Consider the following 23,354-nt stretch of genomic DNA (forward strand, 5'->3'; position numbering starts at 1 on the left):
GCCCCCTTCCCCCCGCCATGCTCGATGCGCTGCGCGCCGCCTTCGGCGAGCGCGTGTCGACCGCCGACGCCGTCCGCGCCCACCACGGCCGCGACGAATCGCCGTTCGATCCGCAACTGCCCGACGCCGTCGTGTTCGCGCACAGCGCGGACGACGTGCGCGAAGTCGTGTCGCTGTGCTCGCTGTACAGCGTCCCGCTGATCCCGCACGGCGCCGGTTCGTCACTCGAAGGCCACCTGCTCGCGGTGCGCGGCGGCATCTCGCTCGATCTGTCGGAAATGAACCGCGTGCTGTCGATCAACGCCGAAGACCTGACCGTGACGGTCGAGCCGGGCATCACGCGCAAGGCGCTCAACGAGGCGCTGCGCGACACCGGCCTGTTCTTCCCGATCGACCCGGGCGCCGACGCCAGCATCGGCGGGATGACCGCCACGCGTGCGTCGGGCACCAACGCCGTGCGCTACGGCACGATGCGCGAAAACGTACTCGGCCTGACCGCCGTGCTCGCCGACGGCCGCGTGGTGAAGACCGGCTCGCGCGCCCGCAAGTCGTCGGCCGGCTACGACCTCACGCGCCTGTTCGTCGGCTCCGAAGGCACGCTCGGCGTGATCACCGAGATCACGCTGCGCCTGCATCCGCTGCCCGAAGCCGTATCGGCCGCGATCTGCACGTTCCCGTCGATGGGCGACGCGGTGCGCACCGTGATCGAGACGATCCAGATCGGCGTGCCGATCGCGCGTGTCGAATTCGTCGATGCGCTCGCCGTGCGCTCGATCAACCGCCATTCGAACCTGACGCTCACCGAAGCGCCGACGCTGTTCTTCGAATTCCACGGCACCGAGGCCGGCGTGAAGGAACAGGCGGAGCTCGTGCAGGCACTCGCGGGCCAGAACAACGGCCAGGGTTTCGAATGGGCAACCCGCCCCGAAGACCGCACGCGTCTCTGGGCCGCACGCCACAACGCGTATTTCGCGATGCTGCAATTGAAACCCGGCTGCCGCGCGGTGACCACCGACGTCTGCGTGCCGATCTCGCAGCTCGCCGCATGCGTCGAGGAAACCGAAGTCGACCTGCGCGCCTCGTCGCTGCCCTGCCCGATCGTCGGCCACGTCGGCGACGGCAATTTCCACGTCGCGATCCTGATCGACCCCGACAAGCCCGAGGAAATCGCGGAAGCCGAGCACATCAACGACCGGATCGTCGAGCGCGCGCTGCGCCTCGGCGGCACCTGTACCGGCGAGCACGGCGTCGGGCTGCACAAGATGCGCTTCCTGCCGAAGGAGCACGGCGACAACGCGATCGACACGATGCGTGCGATCAAGCTCGCGCTCGATCCGCGCAACCTGATGAATCCGGGCAAGATTTTCACGTGCTGACACGGCGGCGCGATGCCGCGCCGCCTGCTGCAGGAGACCCAATGAACGCTCCCGTCGAACTGTCGAGCGCGGCACGCGCGCAGCGCCAGCGCGAAGTCGTGCAGGCGCTGATGGCCGTGCTGCCGACGCACTGCCTGCTGTACCGCGACGAAGACACGGCGCCGTACGAATGCGACGGCCTGTCCGCGTACCGCCGCCTGCCGCTCGCGGTCGCGCTGCCCGAAACGGAATCGCAGGTGCAGCGGATCGTGCAGATCTGCCGCCGCATGGAAGTGCCGATCGTGCCGCGCGGCGCGGGCACGAGCCTGTCGGGCGGCGCGTTGCCGATCGCGCTCGGCGTCGTGCTGTCGCTTGCGCGCTTCACCCGCATCGTCGAAGTCGATCCCTACGCGCGCACGGCGACCGTGCAGCCCGGCGTGCGCAACCTCGCGATCTCGGAGGCCGCCGCGCCGTACGGCCTGTACTACGCGCCCGATCCGTCGTCGCAGATCGCGTGCACGATCGGCGGCAACGTCGCGGAAAATTCCGGCGGCGTCCACTGCCTGAAATACGGGCTGACCGTGCACAACGTGATGCGCGTGCGCGCGGTGACGATCGACGGCGAGATCGTCGAATTCGGTTCGCTTGCGCTCGACATGCCGGGCCTCGACCTGCTCGCCGTGATGATCGGCAGCGAAGGGATGTTCGCGATCGTCACCGAGGTCACGGTGAAGCTGATCCCGAAGCCGCAGACGGCCCAGCTCGTGATGGCGAGCTTCGACGACGTCGTCAAGGGCGGCGAGGCCGTCGCGGCGATCATCGCGTCGGGGATCATCCCGGCCGGGCTCGAAATGATGGACAAGCCGGCCACGCAGGCCGTCGAGGCGTTCACGCACGCGGGCTACGATCTCGAGGCGAAGGCGATCCTGCTGTGCGAATCGGACGGCACGCCGGAAGAAGTCGCGGAAGAGATCGTGCGGATGACGGCCGTGCTGCGCGAGCATGGCGCGACACGCATCCAGGTATCGCGCAACGAGCACGAGCGGCTGCGCTTCTGGTCGGGCCGCAAGAACGCGTTCCCGGCCGCCGGCCGCATCTCGGCCGACTACTACTGCATGGACGGCACCGTGCCGCGCCGCGCGATCGGCCCGCTGCTCGCGCGCATCGAGCAGCTCGAAACGCAATACGGGCTGCGCTGCATCAACGTGTTCCACGCGGGCGACGGCAACATGCATCCGCTGATCCTCTACAACGCGAACGATCCGGACGAACTGCACCGCGCCGAGCAGTTCGGCGCGGAAATCCTCGAATGCTGCGTGGAATTCGGCGGCAGCGTGACGGGCGAGCACGGCGTCGGCATCGAGAAGCTCAATTCGATGTGCGTACAGTTCTCGCCGCAGGAGCGCGACGCGTTCTTCGCGGTCAAGCGCGCCTTCGATCCGGCGGGGCTGCTGAACCCGGACAAGGGCATCCCGACCCGCGCGCGCTGCGCCGAATACGGTCGCCAGCACGTGCGCGGCGGGCTGCTGCCGCACCCCGACCTGCCGCGCTTCTGAGCGGCCCGTGCGGGTCGCGGCCGGTGCCCGCGGCCGGGCCGCGGCGTTCGACCGTGCCCGCGCGGCCCGTTCATGCGGCGACGCGGGCAGACGCCCCGCGATTCCGGGCTTAGGGATAGTCGCGATGTGGAATCGCGCCACCCCGGTACAATCGACCGAACAACAAGTCGAGGCAGCAACAGAACATGGAAGAGGACGACATCGTCGCCGGATGGGCCGACCGCGTCCGCGCCGCCAGCGCCGACGGCCGGCCGCTGCGGATTCGCGGCGGCGGCACCAAGGACTGGTACGGCCAGGCGCTCGAGGGCGAAATTCTCGACACGCGCGCGTTTCAGGGCGTCGTGTCGTACGACCCGGCCGAACTCGTCGTCACGGTCCGCGCGGGCACGCCGCTCGCGCAGCTTGAAACCGTCCTCGCCGAGTGCGGCCAGATGCTGCCGTTCGAGCCGCCGCACTTCGGCCGCGCGGCCACCGTCGGCGGCTGCGTCGCGGCCGGCCTCGCGGGCCCGCGGCGGGCCACCTGCGGCGCGCCGCGCGATTTCATGCTCGGCGTCACGCTGATGAACGGCCGCGGCGAAGTGCTGCGCTTCGGCGGCCAAGTCGTGAAGAACGTCGCCGGCTACGACGTGTCGCGGCTGATGGCCGGCGCGCTCGGCACGCTCGGGCTGATGCTCGACCTGTCGCTCAAGGTGCTGCCGATGCCCGTCGCCGAAGTCACGCTGAAGTTCGAGATGACCGCGACCGACGCGGTGCGCAAGCTCAACGAATGGGGCGGCCATCCGCTGCCCGTCAGCGCGAGCGGGTGGCGCAACGGCACGCTCGTCCTGCGCCTGTCGGGCGCCGAAGCGGCCGTGAAATCCGCGAAGACGCTGCTCGGCGGCGAAGTCGTCGACGCGGTCGAGGCCGAGCGCTTCTGGGCCGGCCTGCGCGAGCATACCGACCCGTTCTTCCACGGCATCCCGCCCGGCTATGCGCTGTGGCGTCTCGCGCTGCCGTCGATCACCGAACCGATGCACCTGCCCGGCACCCAGTTGATGGAATGGGGCGGCGCGCAGCGCTGGTGGATCACCGACGCCGATGCGCAGACCGTGCGGATGAGCGCCAAGCAGGCCGGCGGCCACGCGACGCTGTTCCGCGCGGGCGACGCGTACGACCGCAGCGCGGGCGTGTTCACGCCGCTCCCCGCCCCGATGATGAAAATCCACCGCGGGTTGAAAGCCGCGTTCGATCCCGCGCGCATCTTCAACCGCGGCCGGCTCTACCCGGATCTCTGAGATGCAGACGAACCTCGCCGATTTCATCCGCAATACGCCCGACGGCGACGAAGCCGACGCAATATTGCGCAAGTGCGTGCATTGCGGGTTCTGCACCGCGACCTGCCCGACCTACCAGTTGCTCGGCGACGAACTCGACGGCCCGCGCGGCCGAATCTACCTGATCAAGCAGATGGTCGAAGGCGCGCCCGTCACGCGCAGCACGCAGCAGCACCTCGACCGCTGCCTCACGTGCCGCAGTTGCGAGACGACCTGCCCGTCCGGCGTCCAGTACGGCCGGCTCGTCGAGATCGGCCGCAAGCACGTCGAGGCACAGGTTCAGCGCCCCGTGCAGCAGCGTCTCGTGCGCCGCGTGCTCGCGAGCCTCGTGCCGAACGCCGCGCTGTTCTCGCCGGTGATGCGGCTCGGCCAGCACGTCCGTCCGCTGCTGCCGAAGCGGCTGCGCGACAAGGTGCCGCCGCGCACGCGGCTGCTCGAATGGCCGCACCTGACGCATACGCGCAAGATGCTGATGCTCGGCGGCTGCGTGCAGCCGTCGATGCTGCCGAACATCAATATCGCGACCGCGCGCGTGCTCGACGCGCTCGGCATCGAGACCGTCGTCGCGCCCGATGCCGGCTGCTGCGGCGCGATCCGCCTGCACCTGAACTATCACGACGAAGCGCTCGACGACGCGCGCCGCAACATCGACGCGTGGTGGCCCCATGTCGAACAGGGTGTCGAGGCGATCGTGATGAACGCGTCGGGCTGCGGCGCGACGGTGCTCGAATACGCGCACCTGCTGCGCGACGACCCGGCCTACGCCGAGAAGGCGCAGCGCATCGTGTCGCTGACGCGCGACATCTCCGACGTGCTGCTCGCGTTCGAGGCCGAGCTCGCGACGCTCGCGCGCCGCCGCGCGGTTCATACGGTCGCGTACCACCCGCCGTGCACGCTGCAGCACGGCCAGCAGTCGCGCGGCAAGGTCGAACGCCTGCTCGAGACCCTCGGCATCGACGTGCGGCTGCCGGCCGACAGCCATCTGTGCTGCGGCTCGGCCGGCACCTATTCGCTGACGCAGCCGTCGCTGTCGTACCGGTTGCGCAAGCAGAAGCTGCTGAAGCTGCAGGCGCTCGAGCCGCAGATGATCGTCTCCGGCAACGTCGGCTGCATCGCGCACCTGCAGAGCGGCACGCAGATTCCGGTGGCCCACTGGATCCAGCTCGTCGAGCACCTGCTGTATGGCTAGGGCCTGTTCATACGAATGACGGGCGGGCCCTGGGCCTCGCGCCCGGCGTCCGTATAATGGGCGGATCGATGCGCCGCGTGCCGCGGCGCATCCGCTACATGCCTGCTTCCGTGCCTGCTTCCGTGCCCGTCATGTCCGATCTCGCCGCCCGCCTCGAATCCGTTCATCGTCGCATCGCCGACGCCGCCCGCGCGGCCGGCCGCGATCCCGCCACCGTATCGCTGCTCGCCGTCTCGAAGACGTTTCCCGCCGCCGACGTGCGCGCCGCGCATGCGGCCGGGCAGCGCGCATTCGGCGAAAACTACGTGCAGGAATCGATCGACAAGATCGACGCGCTCGCCGACCTGCGCGCGAGCCTCGAATGGCATTTCATCGGGCCGCTGCAATCGAACAAGACGCGCCCGGTTGCCGAACGCTTCGACTGGGTCCATTCGGTCGACCGGCTGAAGATCGCGCAGCGCCTGTCGGAACAGCGCCCCGCGCACCTGCCGCCGCTCAACGTGTGCGTGCAGGTGAACATCAGCGGCGAGGCGTCGAAGAGCGGCGTCGCACCGGCCGACGTGGCCGAGGTCGCGCGCGCGGTCGCCGCGCTGCCGTCGCTGCGGTTGCGCGGCCTGATGGCGATTCCCGAACCGGCCGGCGACACCGACGCGCAACGCGTGCCGCATCGCGCACTGCGCACGCTGTTCGACACGTTGCGCGCCGACGGCCTGCCGCTCGACACGCTGTCGATCGGCATGTCCGCCGATCTCGACGCGGCCGTGCTCGAAGGCGCGACGATCGTGCGCGTCGGCACCGCGATCTTCGGCGCGCGCGATTATTCGCACTGAACGCCGCGCCCTTTTCCGCCTTTCCGTTCACTCACTCGCTCATTCGGACATCATGAAAATCGCATTCATCGGCGGCGGCAACATGGCCGCGGCCCTGATCGGCGGCCTGATCAAGCGCGGCGTCGCCGCTGACGGCCTGTATGCCATCGACGTCAACGAAGAGGTGCGCGCACGTGCCGCGCAGCAATTCGGCATCCGCACCGGCGCGGCCGTCGACGCAACGCTCGCCGACTACGACGCGATCGTGCTCGCGGTGAAGCCGCAGGTGCTGAAGGACGTCGCGCAGGCGCTCGCGCCGCACCTGAAGACACAGCTCGTGATCAGCATCGCGGCCGGCATCCGCGGCAGCGATCTCGCGCGCTGGCTCGGCGACTACGCACGCGTCGTGCGCACGATGCCGAACACGCCCGCGCTCGTCGGCATGGGCGTGACGGGTCTCGCCGCACTGCCGGGCGTCGATGCGGCGGGCCGCGAACTCGCGTCGAACGTGCTCGGCGCGGTCGGCGAGATCGTGTGGTTCGACGACGAGTCGAAGCTCGATGCCGTCACGGCCATTTCGGGCAGCGGCCCCGCGTACGTGTTCTATTTCATCGAAGCGCTGCAGGAAGCCGCGCGCCAGCTCGGCATGAACGACGAACAGGGCCGCGCGCTCGCGGTCGCGACGTTCACGGGCGCCGCGCAACTCGCCGCGCAATCGGGCGAGCCGGCGAGCGTGCTGCGCGAGCGCGTGACGTCGAAGGGCGGCACGACGGCCGCCGCACTCGCATCGTTCGACGCGCAGGGCGTGAAGGACGCGATCGTGCGCGGCGCGCTCGCGGCCGAAGCGCGTGCGAAGGAAATGGGCGACGAGCTCGGTCGCGCGTAAGCGCGGCGCCCGCTCCGGGCCTCCCTTCGGGCACCGGCAACAAAAAAGCGGCCTCGGCCGCTTTTTTGTTGGCATCGCGCATCGCGTCGCGCGCCGGCGCGCGACCGCTTCAGTTGGCCGCCGGACCCGCCAGCAGGTAATGCGCGGCGATCCCCGCGAACAGCACGCCGCCGAGCCAGTTGTTGTGCCGGAACGCGGCGAAGCACGGCATCCGCTCGCGGCCCTTGATCAGCGTGTAGTGATACAGCGCGCAGCCGACCGCCGCCGCCCAGCCGGCCCAGTACGCGAGGCCGAAGCCGAGCGTCACGCCGATCCACACGTAGATGCCGAGCGTCGCCGCATAACACGCCATGACGGCCGCGACGTCGAAGCGGCCGAACGTCAGCGCCGACGTGCGGATCCCGATCTTGATGTCGTCGTCGCGATCGACCATCGCGTATTCGGTGTCGTACGCGACCGACCAGAAAATGTTCGCGACCAGCATCACCCACGCGATCGTCGGCACCGTGTCCTGCACGGCCGCGAATGCCATCGGAATGCCGAAGCCGAACGCGATGCCGAGATACGCCTGCGGAATCGCGAAGAAACGCTTCATGAACGGATACGAACCCGCGACGAACAGCGCGACGACGGACAGTTCCTTCGTCAGCGTGTTGAGCGGCAGGATCAGCAGGAACGAGATGAATGCGAGCCCGACGGCGATCGCAACGGCTTCCCACGCACGGATCTTGCCCGACGTCAGCGGCCGGTCGGCCGTGCGCTTCACGTGGCGGTCGAAATCGCGGTCGGCGTAGTCGTTCATCGCGCAGCCGGCCGAGCGCATCAGCAGCGTGCCGAGCGAGAAGATCACGAGCAGCGGCCAGCGCGGATGGCCGTCGGACGCGATCCACAGCGCGTTGAGCGTCGGCCACAGCAGCAGCAGGCTGCCGATCGGCTTGTCCATCCGGACGAGCCGCAGATACAGGGGAAAGCGGGCAAGCATGGCGAGGCACCGGGAAGATAACCCCGGCATTTTAGAGCCGAGCGGTGCTTCGCGTCATGTCGGGGCGGCCCGCGGCGGCAGCCGCCCGGCGCGCCCGGGCCACCCGGGCCCGCTGCGCATGGCCGGGCCCCGCTTTGCGCCAATCAAGGGACGGATTCGATCACTCCGGATCGGGCGAGTCAACGCGCCCTCTCCGGCCGCACCGCACTTACGCGAGCGGCAAGCAGCGAGCAACGAGCAACGAGCGCAGCATCCACGCGATTTTCATGCGTCAGCAGGCGCTGCGTCGGCAGGTCAGCGGTGGGCTCGTCGCTCGCCGCGTCGGCGATCGGGAAGATCGGGCGCGATTCGCACGACGGCCTCGTGCCCTTCGACGAGCGGGCGGATCATGTCTTCCGCCGCCGGCACGCCCTTCGCTTCCGGCACCGACGACAGTTTCGCGAAATCGCCGACGGTACGCATTCCCGTCCTTCCGGATTCGACGCTACGCGCCGAACCGGATCGCGCCGTTCTCGATGGCAGCCTGGCTGCCGTATTGCCAGGTGATGTTGCGGTGTTCATGTCCGATCGGCAGACCCGAGTAGATCGGCAGGCCGAAGCCGCCCAGCACGTCGACAAGCATCTGCTCGAGCGTGAAATCCGCGCCATCCGGGATCGGGCAGCGCGTGAATTGCCCGAGCACGAACGCACGGGCTCCGTCGAACGCGCCGCTCAGACGCAGTTGCGTCAGGCTGCGGTCGAGCCGGTAGCCGAACTCCGTCACGTCCTCCAGCAGTACGATCGCGTCGCGTGAGCGAAGCGACCAGCGCGTACCCGCGACGCTCGCGAGCACCGTCACGTTGCCGCCGCACAGACGTCCCCGCACGGCACCAGCGGCGCCGGACAAATGCCGCAGACTCAGCGCGTCGCGTTCGCCGCCGGTCAGCACAGCGCGAATGTCGGCGCGCGTCGCGTCGTCGACCTTGGTTGCCAGACTGTGAAATGTCGGGCCATGCAGCAAACGCACGCCGGGCCGATCCGCGAGTGCGCAGAACAGTGACGTTGCGTCGGAAAAGCCGATGATCGTCTTCGGCGTTGCGATCTCGTCGGGCAAGTGCTCGAGCAAATGCGCGCAACCGAATCCCCCCCGCGCGAGCCACACGATCTCGATCGACGGATCCATCAGGGTGCGCCGCAGGTCGTCCGCGCGCTCCTCGGCGGTACCGGCGAAATAGCGGTACCGGCTGCCGAGATGCGCGCCCGCCCTGACCTCGAAGCCCCAACTTTCGACGAGCGCAATGCCACGCGCGATGCCTTCCGGATCGGGCACCCCCGCAGGCGCGACCACGCCCACTGCCTTGCGTCGTGATTCCATTGAATGGCTACCTGGATGATGGAGAACCTGCTGAATATATCCGACACCGCTTGCTGACGACTCGGCCTTGTCGCGCAGCGTCGTGCGCGCGGGGACGACGATCGCCGTGCCCGCGAAACCGCTGCGTTGCCGGCGCCGCTTGAGAATCACCATCGCGGCAAAATCGCCGACCGATCGATGTGGATCCCGTTCGATCGACGAACCAGGCAGCACGTCGAGCGGATGCACCTCGGAGCCGCCGGCGTTGCGGGCCCTTCCCGGCGTCAACGCGTCGGCCGGTATCGCGGCGATCGCATTGCTGTCGAATCCGCAAAAACGACGACAGCGCACGCCTCATCGCAAGCGCCTCGACCGGACCGTTTCCGACGCTCACTTTTCCAAAGCATGATGAGCACGTTTGGATTGACGGAGCCAGTCAGCCATGTCGAACGCAGCGAATCGTACCCATCCCCATCGGACGTACGCGCAAGCATTCAGGCAGCAGGTGATCAGGGAGACATTGGCGCCCGGCATGTCGGTGTCGATTGTTGCGCGCCGGCACGACATCAACGCCAATGTGGTGTCCGGATGGCGCAAGCAATATCGTCAGGGCACCCTCAACCGGGTAGATCCGGATGGATCGCGGGTCTTCGTGGACATGTTACGGACTCCTCACTCAATCGACCGGAGCCATTCAAGCGAATCTGTTGCCCTGCATGCCGACATCGCACCACCCGTATGACTCGCCACTGCAGCGTGGCGTACGCCCGCCGCGCTCAGGCGGCGGCGATCGCGTGCAGCGCCTGCGACACCAGTTCGGCCGCACCGCCGACGACGATCGCGAATCCGACTACGTACCGCGCGATCTCGGCCGGCGCCCGCACCTTCGGTGCCGCCAGCGCGGCGCGCATGTTCAGCATCATTTGCGTCATGATCGTCACTCCTTCAATGAAATCCAGGATCGGGACGAAACGGCCGGCCGGACGACCGGCCGTTTCCCGTTACTGCCTCACCGTGCTACTGCACGGCAACGCTCACGCGAGGTCGAAGCGGTCGAGGTTCATCACCTTGTTCCAGGCCGCGACGAAGTCGCGCGCGAACTTCTCCTTCGCATCCGCGCTGCCGTACACCTCGGCCAGCGCACGCAACTGCGCATGCGAGCCGAAGATCAGGTCGACGCGCGTGCCGGTCCACTTCACCTTGCCCGTTGCGCGATCGCGCCCTTCGAACACGTCGTTCGCGGCCGACACCGGCTTCCATTCCGTGCCCATGTCGAGCAGGTTCACGAAGAAGTCGTTCGTCAGCGCTTCCGGACGGTCGGTGAACACGCCATGCTTCGCCTCGCCGGCGTTCGCACCGAGCACGCGCAGGCCACCGACGAGCACCGTCATCTCGGGCGCGCTCAGCGTCAGCAGTTGCGCCTTGTCGACCAGCAGCGCCTCGGCCGGCGTCTTGTACGCGTGCTTCAGGTAGTTGCGGAAGCCGTCCGCGACCGGTTCGAGCACGGCCATCGCTTCGACATCGGTCTCTTCCTGCGATGCATCCGCACGGCCCGGTGCGAACGGCACCGTCACCGCGACACCCGCGTTCTTCGCGGCCTGCTCGACGCCGGCCGCACCGGCCAGCACGATCAGGTCGGCGAGCGACACCTTCTTGCCGCCCGTCTGCGCGTCGTTGAACGCCTTCTGCACGCCTTCGAGCGTCGCGAGCACCTTCGCGAGTTCAGCCGGACGGTTCACTTCCCAGTCCTTCTGCGGCGCCAGGCGGATACGCGCACCGTTCGCGCCGCCGCGCTTGTCCGATCCGCGGAACGTCGCGGCCGACGCCCATGCCGTCGACACGAGCTGCGACACCGACAGGCCCGTTGCCAGCACCTTCGCCTTCAGCGCGGCAACGTCGGCGTCGTCGATCAGCGGGTGATCGACTGCCGGGATCGGGTCCTGCCACAGCAGGTGTTCCGCCGGCACTTCCGGGCCGAGATAACGGGAGCGCGGGCCCATGTCGCGGTGCGTGAGCTTGAACCACGCACGCGCGAACGCATCGGCGAACTCGGCCGGGTTCTCGTAGAAACGGCGCGAGATCTTTTCGTAGGCCGGGTCGAAACGCAGCGACAGGTCGGTCGTCAGCATCGTCGGGCGATGCTTCTTCGACGCGTCGAACGCATCGGGAATCACTTCGCCGGCGTCCTTCGCGACCCACTGGTGCGCACCGGCCGGGCTCTTCGTGAGCTCCCACTCGTAGCTGAACAGGTGCTTGAAGAAGTCGTTGCTCCACTTCGTCGGCGTCGACGTCCACGTGACTTCGAGGCCGCTCGTGATCGCGTCCTTGCCCTTGCCCGTGCCGAACGTGCTCTTCCAGCCGAGACCCTGCTCCTCGAGGCCCGCGGCTTCCGGCTCAGGGCCGACGTTCGACGCCGGACCGGCACCGTGCGTCTTGCCGAACGTGTGGCCGCCCGCGATCAGCGCGACCGTCTCTTCGTCGTTCATCGCCATGCGTGCGAACGTCTCGCGGATGTCATGCGCGGCGGCGACCGGGTCGGGGTTGCCGTCCGGGCCTTCCGGGTTCACGTAGATGAGGCCCATCTGCACGGCAGCGAGCGGGCTTTCGAGCTCACGCTTGCCCGAGTAGCGGCTGTTCGGGCCGCCGCTCAGTTCCAGCCAGATCTTTTCCGAGCCCCAGTAGACGTCGTCCGGTTCCCACGTGTCGACGCGGCCGCCGGCGTAACCGAAGGTCTTGAAGCCCATCGATTCGAGCGCGACGTTGCCGGTCAGGATCAGCAGGTCGGCCCACGAGATGTTGCGGCCGTACTTCTGCTTGATCGGCCACAGCAGCCGGCGAGCCTTGTCGAGGCTGACGTTGTCCGGCCAGCTGTTGAGCGGCGCGAAGCGCTGCTGCCCGCCGCCCGCGCCACCGCGGCCGTCGGCCGTGCGGTACGTGCCGGCGCTGTGCCAGGCCATGCGGATGAACAGGCCGCCATAGTGGCCGAAGTCGGCCGGCCACCAGTCCTGCGACATCGTCATCAGTGCGTGCAGGTCCTTCTTCACCGCCGCGAGGTCCAGCTTGCTGAACGCTTCCGCGTAGTCGAAATCCTTGTCCATCGGATCGGACAGCGCCGAATGGCGGTGCAGGATGTTCAGGTTGAGCTGATTCGGCCACCAGTCCTTGTTCGTCGTGCCGCCACCAGCGGTGTGGTTGAACGGGCACTTCGTTTCGTTCGACATGCGATTTCTCCTTGGCTTGCTCGTATGACTCCGCCGGTTCGCTCCGGCGGCATGCCGGGTGCGATTGGTGGAGTGTCATTGCGGGGATGGGAAACGGAACAGGTTGATTCTCCTGTCGTACTACGGGATATCGCGCGGGGCCTGTGACGCGCGTTCCCGCTGCGCCGCGCCGCGGGCGGCACGCTCTGGGAACCGGCTGCCGGCAGGCGTCGTGACGACGCCGCGGGCGGAATTCCAGCTTTCGGACATGCGATGCTCCCTCATGGCTTGATGGCGGGTGAATCGGGGGAACACTGAACCGGCGCGCGGCGGCGTTCAACCGCCGTACACACGGTCCGCGAGGTACGCGAACGCAATCGGACGCAGGCTGCGAACCGCCGCCCTGGCGCGATGTACGACCGCGTCGCGCGGCGGGATGTTCCGCTGCGCGTGCTGCAATACCGACCGCATCATGACATCCTCCTTTGACGCTTGCACTCAACGTGCAGACCGGTCGTCGACAGGACGCCGATCCATGGAGAGGATTCTATATAAGTCTATTGATTACTTGAATTTGATTAATTTCATCTATGCGATAGAGAAAAATAAACGGGGTCGTAAGACCCCGTTCATCTGGCTGCCACACGCGCATGCCGCAGCGTGCTCAGTTCATCGTCGCCGGCATGTCGAGCTTCGCGACACCCGGCAGCTCGCAGGCGGAAATCGCGTCGCTGATCGCGTCGATCGCGGGCATCCGCGTGAAGCTCTTGCGCCACACGAGCACCACGCGGCGGTCGGGCACCGGCTCGTTGAACGGCACGTACGACAGCAGTTCGGCATCGGGGCCGTTCGCGCGCGGGCCGACCTCGGCAACCGACATTCGCGGCAGCACCGTAATGCCGACGCCGCTCGCGACCATGTGGCGGATCGTCTCGAGCGACGAGCCCTCGAAGGTCTTCTGGATGCCGTCGGCCGTCTGCGAGAAGCGCATCAGCTCCGGACACACGCCGAGCACGTGATCGCGGAAGCAGTGACCGTTGCCGAGCAGCAGCATGGTTTCCTGCTTCAGGTCCTCGGCGTCGATTTCGTCGCGCTTCTCCCACGGATGGCCGGCCGGCAGCGCGACAACGAACGGTTCGTCGTACAGCGGGCGCACCATCAGGCCGGTTTCCGGAAACGGCAGCGCCATGATCGCGGCGTCGATCTCGCCCTGCTTCAGCAGTTCGAGCAGCTTGAGCGTGTAGTTTTCCTGCAGCATCAGTGGCATCTGCGGGACACGCTGGATCATCTGCTTGACGAGCGTCGGCAGCAGGTACGGCCCGATCGTGTAGATCACGCCAAGGCGGAACGGGCCGACCAGCGGATCCTTGCCCTGCTTCGCGATCTCCTTGATCGCGAAAGTCTGCTCGAGTACGCGCTGCGCCTGCGTGACGATCTGGTCACCGATCGGCGTCACGCTCACTTCGCTCGCGCCGCGCTCGAAAATCTGCACGTTCAGCTCGTCTTCGAGCTTCTTGATCGCCACCGACAGCGTCGGCTGGCTCACGAAGCAGGCTTCGGCCGCACGGCCGAAATGCCGTTCGCGCGCGACCGCGACGATGTATTTCAATTCAGTCAGCGTCATTGTGGGTCAATCAGAGATATACAGGCGATAGGTTTAATTTATACACCCTGTGACACCGGTTCGCCAAGTTTCTCTGCATCGGGATGCGTCGAACGGCGATTCCGGATCCGGCCCCAACCCGCGGATCAGGCCTTCAGATACTGCTCCCGCGCACCGAGCCAGCGCGCGAGATGCTGCGTGACGATTTCGGGATACGCGGCAATCAGCCGCGTCGCGGCTTCGCGGGCCGGATCGATCAGCCAGCCGTCGGTCTCGAGGTTCGCGAAGCGCAGCATCGCCGCGCCCGACTGGCGGGCGCCGAGGAATTCGCCGGGGCCGCGGATCTCGAGGTCGCGCCGCGCGATCTCGAAGCCGTCGGTCGTTTCGCGCATCGTCTTCAGCCGCTCGCGGCCGGTGAGCGACAGCGGCCCCGTGTACAGCAGCACGCACACCGACGCCGCGGTGCCGCGCCCGACCCGGCCGCGCAACTGGTGCAGCTGCGCGAGGCCGAAGCGCTCCGCGTGCTCGATCACCATCAGCGACGCGTTCGGCACGTCGACGCCGACCTCGATCACGGTCGTCGCGACGAGCAGCTGCACTTCGTTGCGCGTGAACGCTTCCATCACGGCCGCCTTGTCGGCCGACGACAGCCGGCCGTGCACGAGCCCGACCTTCAGCTCCGGGAGTGCGGCGGCGAGCGTCTCGTAAGTCTCGACAGCCGTCTGCAGCTGCAGCGTCTCGCTCTCCTCGATCAGCGGGCACACCCAGTACACCTGGCGCCCGGTCAGCGCGGCCTCGCGCACGCGGGCGATCACCTCGTCGCGCCGCGCGTCGCCGACGAGGCGCGTCAGCACCGGCGTGCGGCCCGGCGGCAGCTCGTCGATCGTCGACACCTCGAGATCCGCGTAATACGTCATCGCGAGCGTGCGCGGGATCGGCGTGGCCGACATCATCAACTGGTGCGGCTGGAAGTCGCGCGCGCCGTTGGCCGCGTTCGCGGCCTTCGCCCGCAGCGCGAGCCGCTGCTCGACGCCGAAGCGGTGCTGCTCGTCGACGATCACGAGGCCGAGCCGGGCGAATTCGACCGTGTCCTGGATGATCGCGTGCGTGCCGATCACGAGCTGCGCGGTGCCGAGCGCGGCCGCCTCGATCGCCGCGCGTTTCTCTTTCGCCTTCAGGCTGCCCGCGAGCCACGCCACCGTGACGCCGAGCGGCTCGAGCCACGCGCGCAGCTTGCGCGCGTGCTGCTCCGCGAGGATTTCGGTGGGCGCCATCAGCGCGGCCTGGTAGCCGGCGTCGATCGCCTGCGTGGCGGCCAGCGCCGCGACCACCGTCTTGCCGCTGCCGACGTCGCCCTGCAGCAGGCGCTGCATCGGGTGCGCGAGCGTGAGGTCGCGCGCGATCTCGTCGACGACGCGCGCCTGCGCGCCCGTCAGCGTGAACGGCAGCGCGGCATAGAGCCGGGTCGTCAGCGCATCGGCATCGCTCGCGGTGCGGCGCGGCATCGCGGGCGCCGCGCGCGTGCGGCGCTCCTCGTGCGCGCGCTTGAGCGACAGCTGCTGCGCGAGCAGCTCCTCGAACTTGATGCGCGTCCACGCCGGATGCGAGCCGTCCATCAGCGCGGCTTCGTCGGAATCGACGCGCGGGTGGTGCAGGATGCGCACGGCCTGCTCGAGCGTCGGCACGTCGAGCGGCTTCAGGTAGTCGCGCTGGATCTCGGGCGGCAGCAGCTCGGGCAGCGGCGTGCGCTCCACCGCGTTCTCGATCGCCTTGCGCAGGTACGCCTGCGACACGCCGGCCGTGCTCGGATAGACGGGCGTGAGCACCTGCGGCAGCGGCGCATCGGCTTCGACGACGCGCACGGCCGGATGCACCATCTCCATCCCGAAGAAACCGCCGCGCACGTCGCCGCGCACGCGCAGCCGCTGGCCGACGGCCATCTGCTTGACCTGCGAGCCGTAGAAATTGAGGAAGCGCAGCACGAGCTGCTCGCCGTCGTCGTCCTGGATCTTCACGACGAGCTGGCGGCGCGGGCGATACGCGACCTCGTTGTCGAACACAACCCCTTCGGTCTGCGCGATGCCGCCCGGCAGCAGCTCGCCGATCGGCGTGAGCGTGGTTTCGTCCTCGTAGCGCATCGGCAGATGCAGCACGAGATCGATCGAACGCGTGAGGCCGAGCTTCGCGAGCTTGTCGACGGTCTTCACGGGCTTGTCGGCAGCCGGCTTCTTCTTGCGCTTCGTGCCGGATGCGCCGGCCTCGCCCGCTGCATCGCCCGCGGCGGCGCCGTCGGCATCGGGCGCGGCGGCCGCCGGCTGCGCGAGCCTGCCGTCGGCGCCGCGCTTCGGGCCGGCACGGCGCGGCACGGTGCGCGCCGTCGTGTCGTGCACGGGCGGCGCAGCATCCTCCGCGTCGAACGGATCGGCGGAATCGGCAACGGCAGCGGAGGAACGGCGTGGTGACACAGGCATCGGATCGTCTGGGTGCTTCGCAAGGCAAGTACAATAGCGGCTTTCACGTCGTCCGAACGAACGACGCCGGCCAGGCCGCGCATCCCGCCATCATAGCGGCTCGCGCGCCCCATTCACGCGTTTCCGCCCTGTCGGCGGCGCCCGCCGGCCGTTTCGAACCAGCCCGCATGTTCACGCTTTCCGATTTCGATTTCAATCTGCCGCCCGAGCTGATTGCGCAAACCGCGCTGCCCGACCGCACCGCGAGCCGCCTGCTCGAGGTCGACGGCACCGTCGAGCCCGCGCGCCTCGTCGACCGCCGCTTCGCCGAGCTGCCGTCGTGCATCGCACCCGGCGACCTGCTCGTGTTCAACGATACCAAGGTGCTGAAGGCGCGGTTCTTCGGCCAGAAGGCCAGCGGCGGCAAGATCGAGGTGCTGGTCGAGCGCGTGACCGGCACGCACACGGCGCTCGCGCAGATCCGCGCAAGCAAGTCGCCGGGTGCCGGCACGACGCTGCGTCTCGCCGATGCGTTCGACGTGACCGTCGGCGAGCGCGTCGAGCCGTTCTTCACGCTGGTCTTCCCCGAGCCGTGCCTCGACCTGATCGAGCAGTACGGCCGCCTGCCGCTGCCGCCCTATATCGAGCACGATCCGGACGCGACCGACGAAACGCGCTACCAGACCGTCTACGCGAGCAATCCGGGCGCGGTCGCCGCGCCGACGGCCGGGCTGCATTTCGACCAGCCGCTGCTCGACAAGCTCGACGCGATGGGCGTCGAACGCGCGACACTGACGCTGCACGTCGGTGCCGGCACGTTCCAGCCGGTGCGCGTCGACAACATCGCCGAGCACAAGATGCACAGCGAGTGGTACGACCTGCCGCAGTCGCTCGTCGACAAGATCGCCGCGACCCGCGCGCGCGGCGGCAGCGTGATCGCGGTCGGCACGACGTCGATGCGTGCGCTCGAAGCCGCGGCGCGCACCGCCGACGAAGCGGGCCGCCCGCTCGCGGCGACGCAGGCCGAGACCGACATCTTCATCACGCCGGGCTATCGTTTCCGCGTGGTCGACCGGCTCGTGACGAATTTCCACCTGCCGAAGTCGACGCTGCTGATGCTGGTGTCCGCGTTCGCGGGCGTCGAGACGATCCGGGCCGCGTACCGTCACGCGATCGAACAACGCTACCGCTTCTTCAGCTACGGCGACGCGATGCTGCTCACGCGGCGCGACACGCCGGAGACGCCGCGCGCGTAGCACGACAGGCGCGAACATGCGGCGGCCCGCGATTACGCAGCGCCGTTGCGCTTCGCGCTGCCGCACGCCGCGTGGATGGCTCCGCGCTGTTGCCCCCGCGGTTGCCCCGCGGTTACCCCTTTTCCCGCGGTACGCGCTACGATGGCGCGCACCTGTTTTTCCCCGCCGCCGGCCTGCCGGCGGCGTTTCCAACATGCGCCGGACTGTTCTCCGGTGGCAAGGAGAATAAAGCGATGACCGAAGGTTCATCCCACGATACGCACGATGCGCACGCCCCCGTGCAGGACCGCCCCGCAAACGGGCTCGAATTCGAACTGCTGACGACCGACGGCCATGCGCGCCGCGGCCGCGTGAAGCTCAATCACGGCGTGGTCGAGACGCCGATCTTCATGCCGGTCGGCACGTACGGCACCGTGAAGGCGATCCAGCCGCGCGAGCTGCACGAGATCAAGGCCCAGATCATTCTCGGCAACACGTTCCACCTGTGGCTGCGCCCGGGCCTCGACACGATCGACGCGCACGGCGGCCTGCACGGCTTCATGGGCTGGAACAAGCCGATCCTGACCGACTCGGGCGGCTTCCAGGTGTTCTCGCTCGGCGACCTGCGCAAGATCACCGAGGACGGCGTCACGTTCGCGTCGCCGATCAACGGCGACAAGCTGTTCCTGTCGCCGGAAGTGTCGATGCAGATCCAGAAGGTGCTGAACTCCGACGTCGTGATGCAGTTCGACGAGTGCACGCCGTACGCAACCAACGGCGTGCCGACCACGCACAAGGAAGCGGCCGACTCGATGCGCATGTCGCTGCGCTGGGCGAAGCGCTCGCTCGACGAATTCAACCGGCTCGGCAACCCGAACGCGCTGTTCGGGATCGTCCAGGGCGGCATGTTCGAGGACCTGCGCGACGAATCGCTCGCGGGCCTCGCGGAACTCGGCTTCCACGGCCTCGCGATCGGCGGGCTGTCGGTCGGCGAACCGAAGGAAGACATGATGCGCGTGCTGCGCCACGTGGGCCCGAAGCTGCCGGCCAACAAGCCGCACTACCTGATGGGGGTCGGCACGCCGGAGGACCTGGTCGAGGGTGTCGCAAACGGCGTCGACATGTTCGACTGCGTGATGCCGACCCGCAACGCCCGCAACGGCTGGCTCTTCACGCGCTTCGGCGACGTGAAGATCCGCAACGCGACGCACAAGAACTCGCTGAAGCCGCTCGACGCGAGCTGCACGTGCTACACGTGCCAGAACTTCTCGCGCGGCTACCTGCATCACCTGCACCGCGTCGGCGAGATCCTCGGCGCGCAGCTCAACACGATCCACAACCTGCACTACTACCTGCAGCTGATGAGCGAGATCCGCGACGCGATCGAGACCCATACGTTCGACGCGTTCCGCCAGCGCTTCGCGGAGGATCGCGCGAGAGGGGTCGACTGACGGGCGGGCCGCCCGCGCCGCGGCCCGTCACATAGGACATGTACTAAATAACGCGTCCCGACGGTCGAATCCGGCCGCCAAACATTACAATTGCCTTTCCAAACGAGTCGCAACAGCACCGGTTCGCGCTTTAACAGCTTGATCCGAAAGCGCATTTGCCGAGCCGTTTGCGCATGGGGCCGGTGGTAGAATAACCGGCTTATTTTTCGATCTTCCCCTACGGAGAGACCAACGTGCCGTTCATTTCCAACGCGTTCGCCCAAGGTGCCGGTGGCGCCGAATCGAGCCTGATGAGCTTCCTGCCGCTCATCCTGATGTTTGCCGTGCTCTACTTCATCATGATCCGTCCGCAGATGAAGCGTCAGAAGGAGCACCGCAACATGCTCGCGGCCATGGCCAAGGGCGACGAAGTCGTCACGAGCGGCGGCCTCGTGGGCAAGGTGACGAAGGTCACCGAAGGCTACATCGGCGTCGAGATCGCCGAAGGCACCGAAATCACCGTGCAGAAGGCCGCGGTCACGACCATTCTGCCGAAGGGCACGATCAAGTCGCTGTAAGCCCTTCACCGAGCGTCCGGCTTCCCGCGCCGTGCCCGCCTGAGAGAGCGGGCCGCCGCGGCGCCGGACGCGACGCTTTCACGCCAACCCCCCGTTCGGCTCCCTCATGAATCGTTATCCACTCTGGAAATATGTCGTGATGGTCGTGGCGCTCGCCATCGGCCTTCTGTACACATTGCCCAACTTCTTCGGCGAAGCGCCGGCGGTGCAGGTGTCGAGCGGCAAGGCCACGGTCAAGCTCGACTCGACCACGCTGACCCAGGTCGAATCGGCGCTCGCCGCCGCGCAGATCACGCCGGACGACGTCACCTTCGAGAACACGGCGACGAACGCGAACATCCGCGTGCGCCTGAAGGACACCGACACGCAGCTGCGCGTCAAGGACCTGCTGCAGAAGTCGCTGAACGCCGACCCGAACGATCCGCAGTACGTCGTCGCGCTGAACCTGCAGAGCGCGTCGCCGCGCTGGCTGACCGCGCTGCACGCGCTGCCGATGTATCTTGGCCTCGACCTGCGTGGCGGCGTCCACTTCCTGCTCCAGGTCGACATGACGGGCGCGCTCACGAAGAAGCTCGATTCCGACGCGTCCGACGCGCGCACGCTGCTGCGCGACAAGAACATCCGCGACGGCGGCGTGAGCCGCGTCGACCAGTCCGTGGTCGTCAATTTCAGCGATGCGCAGACGGCGGAAGACGCCCGCAAGGTGCTCGCGCTGTCGATCACCGAACTGCAATGGGCGACCCAGCCCGGCGGCGGCGGCACGCAGGTCGTCGGCACGTTTACGCCGGCCGTGCAGAAGTCCGTCGAGGACGCCGCGCTCAAGCAGAACCTGACGACGCTCCACAACCGCGTGAACGAACTCGGCGTGTCGGAGCCGATCCTGCAGCAGCAGGGCAGCGACCGTATCGTCGTCGAGCTGCCGGGCGTGCAGGACACCGCGAAGGCGAAGGACATCATCGGCCGCACCGCGACGCTCGAAGCGCGCCTCGCCGACCCGATCAACACGCACCCGAACCCGAACGACCCGGTGCCGCCGGGTGAAGAACTGTTCACGCAGGGCAACCAGGCGCCGGTGCTGCTGAAGAAGGAAGTGATCTTCACGGGCGACCGCATCATCGATGCATCGGCCGGTTTCGACGATCACCAGCGTCCGTCGGTCAACATCCGCCTCGATTCGGCGGGCGGCCGCTCGGTGCGCGCGGTGTCGCGCGAGAACATCGGCAAGCCGATGGCGATGGTGCTGTTCGAGAAGGGCAAGGGCGAGGTGCTGACGGTCGCGACGATCCAGTCGGAGCTCGGCGACCGCTTCCAGATCACGGGCCAGCCGACGCCGCAGGCCGCGGCCGACCTCGCGCTGCTGCTGCGCGCCGGTTCGCTCGCCGCGCCGATGGACATCATCGAGGAACGCACGATCGGCCCGAGCCTCGGCGCCGACAACATCAAGATGGGCGTCCACTCGGTGATCTGGGGCTTCTGCGCGATCGCCGTGTTCATGATCGCGTACTACATGCTGTTCGGCGTGATCTCGGTGATCGGCCTGTCGGTGAACCTGCTGCTGCTCGTCGCCGTGCTGTCGCTGATGCAGGCCACGCTGACGCTGCCCGGTATCGCCGCTATCGCGCTCGCGCTCGGTATGGCGATCGACTCGAACGTGCTGATCAACGAGCGCGTGCGTGAGGAACTGCGCGCGGGCCAGCCGCCGCAGCTCGCGATCCAGTCGGGCTACGCGCACGCATGGGCGACGATTCTCGACTCGAACGTCACGACGCTGATCGCCGGCCTCGCGCTGCTCGCGTTCGGCTCGGGCCCGGTTCGCGCGTTCGCGATCGTGCACTGCCTCGGTATCCTGACGTCGATGTTCTCCGCGGTGTTCTTCTCGCGCGGGATCGTCAACCTCTGGTACGGCGGCCGCAAGAAGCTGAAGTCGCTCGCGATCGGCCAGGTGTGGAAGCCGGAAGGCGCCGCTGCCGCCGCACCGTTCGCCGAGGCGGACGATGCGACCGACACCGCGCGTGCCGCGAAGCTCGCCGCGCCCGCGAAGGGCAACGCGCCGCGCACCGGCAAGCCGCAACTGCGCAACCGCGCGCAGCAAGGCGTGTCGCCGAAGAAACCGGGCTCGACCCAATAAGGCCCCGGAGAAGACCATGGAATTTTTCCGCATCCGTAAAGACATTCCGTTCATGCGGCACGCGCTGGTGTTCAACGTGATCTCGCTGGTCACGTTCCTCGCCGCCGTGTTCTTCCTGTTCCACCGCGGGCTGCACCTGTCCGTCGAATTCACCGGCGGGACGGTGATCGAGGTGCAGTACCAGCAGGCCGCCGAACTCGAACCCGTGCGCGCGACGCTCGGCAAGCTCGGCTACGCCGACGCGCAGGTGCAGAACTTCGGCACGTCGCGCAACGTACTGATCCGGCTGCAGCTGAAGGAAGGCCTCACGTCCGCCCAGCAGAGCGACCAGGTGATGAGCGCGCTGAAGGCACAGAGCCCGGACGTCACGCTGCAACGCGTCGAATTCGTCGGCCCGCAGGTCGGCCGCGAACTCGCGACCGACGGCCTGCTCGCGCTCGCGTGCGTCGTGATCGGCATCGTGATCTACCTGTCGTTCCGCTTCGAGTGGAAGTACGCAGTGGCCGGCATCATCGCCAACCTGCACGACGTCGTGATCATTCTCGGCTTCTTCGCGTTCTTCCAGTGGGAGTTCTCGCTGGCGGTGCTCGCGGCCATCCTCGCGGTGCTCGGCTACTCGGTCAACGAGTCGGTCGTCATCTTCGACCGGATCCGCGAAACGTTCCGCCGCGAACGCAAGATGACCGTGCAGGAAGTGATCAACCACGCGATCACGACCACGATGTCGCGTACGATCATCACGCACACGTCGACCGAAATGATGGTGCTGTCGATGTTCTTCTTCGGCGGCCCGACGCTGCACTACTTCGCCCTCGCGCTGACGGTCGGCATCATGTTCGGCATCTACTCGTCGGTGTTCGTCGCGGGCTCGCTCGCGATGTGGCTCGGCATCAAGCGCGAAGACCTGATCAAGGAAAAGAAGACCGCGCACGATCCGGACGATCCCAACGCAGGCGCGCAGGTTTAAGCGCCACGCTGCTTCGGCACAGACGAAAAACCGGCCCGGTTGGGCCGGTTTTTTTTCGCCCGTATTTTCGCCCGTCCCGCCAGCGTGGAGCGCGCGGCACGCTCGCCCTGCCCGGTCACTCGCGTCGGCTACAATCGTGACCGTCCCGCCGCGCCGCCCGCCGGCCATGCGCCGGCGGGACAGCACCTTCGCCCTCCGTTCCAACGTGCGGTCCCGATGATGCCTTCCAAGCGTGCCGTCCTTCGCCTTGCCGTTTGCGCAGCCGTCACGGCCGCGTTCCTGCCGTGCGCGTCACCGGTCGGTGCGCAACAACCGGCACCCGCCCCGCCCGCCTCTGCTC

19 protein-coding genes and 1 pseudogene are annotated in these 23,354 nt (G+C 67.8%); 13 read left to right on the forward strand and 7 right to left on the reverse strand.

Annotated elements, in window-relative coordinates:
- From DPV79_RS39745 to proC, 6 genes are all read left to right on the forward strand, one after another.
- The coding region (locus DPV79_RS39745) for an FAD-binding oxidoreductase (protein ID WP_244321891.1) at window positions 1-1,376 on the forward strand (1,376 nt) is incomplete at its 5' end.
- A gap of 41 nt (window positions 1,377-1,417) precedes the next feature.
- Window positions 1,418-2,911, forward strand: coding sequence for an FAD-linked oxidase C-terminal domain-containing protein (locus tag DPV79_RS39750; RefSeq protein WP_059685196.1), 1,494 nt, complete (start codon window positions 1,418-1,420; stop codon window positions 2,909-2,911).
- A gap of 185 nt (window positions 2,912-3,096) precedes the next feature.
- Window positions 3,097-4,185 carry a glycolate oxidase subunit GlcE gene (glcE, locus tag DPV79_RS39755; RefSeq protein WP_059685198.1) on the forward strand — a complete coding sequence of 363 codons (1,089 nt, stop codon included), beginning with the start codon at window positions 3,097-3,099 and terminating at the stop codon, window positions 4,183-4,185.
- Window position 4,186: 1 nt separating this feature from the next.
- A complete protein-coding gene (glcF, locus tag DPV79_RS39760) occupies window positions 4,187-5,413 on the forward strand; it encodes a glycolate oxidase subunit GlcF (protein WP_021163859.1) in 1,227 nt (408 codons plus the stop codon).
- A gap of 131 nt (window positions 5,414-5,544) precedes the next feature.
- Window positions 5,545-6,243, forward strand: coding sequence for a YggS family pyridoxal phosphate-dependent enzyme (locus DPV79_RS39765; RefSeq protein ID WP_113047996.1), 699 nt, complete (start codon window positions 5,545-5,547; stop codon window positions 6,241-6,243).
- A gap of 52 nt (window positions 6,244-6,295) precedes the next feature.
- Window positions 6,296-7,108 (forward strand): pyrroline-5-carboxylate reductase, encoded by an 813-nt coding sequence (proC, locus tag DPV79_RS39770; protein ID WP_027788329.1) that lies wholly within the window; start codon window positions 6,296-6,298, stop codon window positions 7,106-7,108.
- 109 nt (window positions 7,109-7,217) lie between these two features.
- On the opposite strand, the gene ubiA is transcribed toward proC, so the two are convergent.
- The 3 genes and pseudogenes from ubiA to DPV79_RS39785 all read right to left on the reverse strand — a co-directional run bounded on the left by ubiA (window position 7,218) and on the right by DPV79_RS39785 (window position 9,444).
- Window positions 7,218-8,090, reverse strand: coding sequence for a 4-hydroxybenzoate octaprenyltransferase (gene ubiA, locus DPV79_RS39775; RefSeq protein ID WP_048022305.1), 873 nt, complete (start codon window positions 8,088-8,090; stop codon window positions 7,218-7,220).
- 208 nt (window positions 8,091-8,298) lie between these two features.
- Window positions 8,299-8,546, reverse strand: a pseudogene (locus DPV79_RS39780) (Dps family protein); the annotation flags it as partial.
- 28 nt (window positions 8,547-8,574) lie between these two features.
- Window positions 8,575-9,444: a S66 peptidase family protein gene (locus DPV79_RS39785; protein WP_059487135.1), complete on the reverse strand. Its 870-nt coding sequence runs from the start codon at window positions 9,442-9,444 to the stop codon at window positions 8,575-8,577.
- A 67-nt stretch (window positions 9,445-9,511) separates the two neighbouring features.
- Between DPV79_RS39785 and DPV79_RS42385 the strand changes: the two genes are divergently transcribed.
- The gene (locus DPV79_RS42385; RefSeq protein ID WP_133295780.1) at window positions 9,512-9,832 is read left to right on the forward strand and encodes a hypothetical protein; all 321 of its coding nucleotides are present in this window, start codon (window positions 9,512-9,514) and stop codon (window positions 9,830-9,832) included.
- A gap of 33 nt (window positions 9,833-9,865) precedes the next feature.
- Complete coding sequence (locus DPV79_RS43920) at window positions 9,866-10,165, forward strand: transposase (protein ID WP_113047994.1); 300 nt, start codon at window positions 9,866-9,868, stop codon at window positions 10,163-10,165.
- 34 nt (window positions 10,166-10,199) lie between these two features.
- Here the strand turns inward: DPV79_RS43920 and DPV79_RS42945 are convergent, their stop codons facing one another.
- The 4 genes from DPV79_RS42945 to recG form a co-directional block, all read right to left on the reverse strand.
- A complete protein-coding gene (locus tag DPV79_RS42945; RefSeq protein ID WP_021163864.1) occupies window positions 10,200-10,355 on the reverse strand; it encodes a hypothetical protein in 156 nt (51 codons plus the stop codon).
- Between the two features lie 102 nt (window positions 10,356-10,457).
- Window positions 10,458-12,644: a catalase/peroxidase HPI gene (gene katG / locus DPV79_RS39795; RefSeq protein ID WP_059487130.1), complete on the reverse strand. Its 2,187-nt coding sequence runs from the start codon at window positions 12,642-12,644 to the stop codon at window positions 10,458-10,460.
- 643 nt (window positions 12,645-13,287) lie between these two features.
- Window positions 13,288-14,247: a hydrogen peroxide-inducible genes activator gene (locus DPV79_RS39800; RefSeq protein WP_021163869.1), complete on the reverse strand. Its 960-nt coding sequence runs from the start codon at window positions 14,245-14,247 to the stop codon at window positions 13,288-13,290.
- A gap of 125 nt (window positions 14,248-14,372) precedes the next feature.
- On the reverse strand, window positions 14,373-16,697 hold the full coding sequence (gene recG / locus DPV79_RS39805; RefSeq protein ID WP_113047995.1) for an ATP-dependent DNA helicase RecG: 2,325 nt from the start codon (window positions 16,695-16,697) through the stop codon (window positions 14,373-14,375).
- Window positions 16,698-16,864: 167 nt separating this feature from the next.
- Here recG and queA point away from each other — a divergent pair, with 167 nt between their 5' ends.
- The 5 genes from queA to secF all read left to right on the forward strand — a co-directional run bounded on the left by queA (window position 16,865) and on the right by secF (window position 23,014).
- Window positions 16,865-17,932, forward strand: a complete 1,068-nt coding sequence (gene queA / locus DPV79_RS39810; protein ID WP_059487127.1) for a tRNA preQ1(34) S-adenosylmethionine ribosyltransferase-isomerase QueA — start codon at window positions 16,865-16,867, stop codon at window positions 17,930-17,932.
- A 233-nt stretch (window positions 17,933-18,165) separates the two neighbouring features.
- Window positions 18,166-19,362 carry a tRNA guanosine(34) transglycosylase Tgt gene (gene tgt, locus DPV79_RS39815; protein ID WP_021163785.1) on the forward strand — a complete coding sequence of 399 codons (1,197 nt, stop codon included), beginning with the start codon at window positions 18,166-18,168 and terminating at the stop codon, window positions 19,360-19,362.
- Between the two features lie 233 nt (window positions 19,363-19,595).
- Complete coding sequence (gene yajC, locus DPV79_RS39820) at window positions 19,596-19,919, forward strand: preprotein translocase subunit YajC (RefSeq protein ID WP_006476868.1); 324 nt, start codon at window positions 19,596-19,598, stop codon at window positions 19,917-19,919.
- 106 nt (window positions 19,920-20,025) lie between these two features.
- Complete coding sequence (gene secD, locus DPV79_RS39825) at window positions 20,026-22,047, forward strand: protein translocase subunit SecD (RefSeq protein WP_021163786.1); 2,022 nt, start codon at window positions 20,026-20,028, stop codon at window positions 22,045-22,047.
- A gap of 16 nt (window positions 22,048-22,063) precedes the next feature.
- Complete coding sequence (gene secF / locus DPV79_RS39830) at window positions 22,064-23,014, forward strand: protein translocase subunit SecF (RefSeq protein WP_021163787.1); 951 nt, start codon at window positions 22,064-22,066, stop codon at window positions 23,012-23,014.
- Window positions 23,015-23,354 lie beyond the last annotated feature (340 nt).

The organism is Burkholderia reimsis (genome assembly GCF_003294055.1).
GTDB classification, from domain to species: domain Bacteria; phylum Pseudomonadota; class Gammaproteobacteria; order Burkholderiales; family Burkholderiaceae; genus Burkholderia; species Burkholderia cepacia.